This is a genomic window from Noviherbaspirillum soli (genome assembly GCF_015352955.1).
Classification (GTDB): Bacteria; Pseudomonadota; Gammaproteobacteria; order Burkholderiales; family Burkholderiaceae_D; genus Noviherbaspirillum_A; species Noviherbaspirillum_A soli.
Genome location: NZ_JACYOX010000097.1, coordinates 1 through 1,251, shown reverse-complemented (window position 1 = coordinate 1,251; position 1,251 = coordinate 1). Strand labels below are relative to the sequence as shown.

Sequence of the window (1,251 nt, the reverse complement as noted above, 5' to 3'; positions counted from 1 at the left end):
CGGGTATTGCACCCTTGTATTATTCCGTCAGTTCGGTTGTGTAGTAATTCCGACGGTCTTGTACGACAAGCGTCGGAATGGTTGTAGCAGTTCCTTGGGGGCACCCAAGGAACGGGCGGCTGGATGCCGATTGCACCCTTAGGACTCGATCCAGCGACGTAGATTCTTGCAGCAGCCGCCCACCCTCGCAAAAAAGATCGGACAGTATCTTTGGCCCGGCTTGCCGGCAGCCCGCATTGACAAGGTAGATCATGAGAGGACGTTGCATGCAGTCGTATCATTTGGGAATCGATGTCGCCAAGGCCAAGCTCGATTGCGCCCTGCGCTTGCCGGATGGCAAACATCGCAACAAGGTCGTCAACAACAATGCCAGCGGGTTCAAGACTCTGCTGGAGTGGCTGCAAAAGCATGGTGGCGCAACTGCCCATGTCTGCATGGAAGCCACCGGCGTGTATTGGGAAGAGGTAGCCGCGTACCTGGCCCAACAGGGCTTGCCCGTGAGCGTGGTCAATCCGGCGCAGATCAAGGCCTTTGGCGCTTCGCACTTGGTGCGCACCAAGACCGATCGGGTCGACGCCCAGCTGATTGCCACCTTCTGCTTCGAGCGCCGCCCGGCATTGTGGCAAGCGCCTTCAGCCAGTGAGCAGGCATTGCGGGCCATGGTGTTGCGCCTGGATGCGCTGCAGAACATGCGCACGCAGGAAAGCAACCGGCTGGAAGTGGCGCGCGAGGCGGTCAAGGCCGGCATTGCCAGCCATATCGCCTGGCTGGACAAGGAGATTGACCAGCTTGCCCGGCAGATTCGTCAGCACATGGATAACGATCCGGACCTCAAGAGCAAGCAGGAACTGCTCGACAGCATTCCGGGGCTGGGCGAGCGCACCATTGCGTGCCTGCTGGCGTTTTATGGCGATCTGCAGCGCTTTGACAATGCCCGGCAAGCCGTGGCATTCGCCGGTCTGGATCCACGCCAGCATGAGTCGGGCAGCAGCGTCAGGGGCAAGCCCCGGCTGTCGAAGGTCGGCCACAGATTTCTGCGCAAGGCACTCTACATGCCTGCCATGGTGGCCTTGCACAGGACAGCATGGGGCGCCGTGTTCCGCCAGCGCCTGGCTACGGCGGGAAAGCCGCCCATGCTCATCATCGGCGCCATGATGCGCAAGCTCATCCATGTGGCCTTTGGCGTGCTTAAGTCACGCAAGGCCTTTGATCCAACGTTACATGGAGCTTGACGGGCATAACAGTATCTAC

The 1,251-nt window shown here is 60.0% G+C and carries 1 protein-coding gene; it reads left to right on the top strand.

The features are described from left to right. The first annotated feature begins 266 nt into the window (after positions 1–266). The gene (locus tag IGW04_RS25485) at positions 267–1,232 is read left to right on the top strand and encodes an IS110 family transposase (protein ID WP_194715892.1); all 966 of its coding nucleotides are present in this window, start codon (positions 267–269) and stop codon (positions 1,230–1,232) included. The last annotated feature ends 19 nt before the right edge of the window (positions 1,233–1,251 follow it).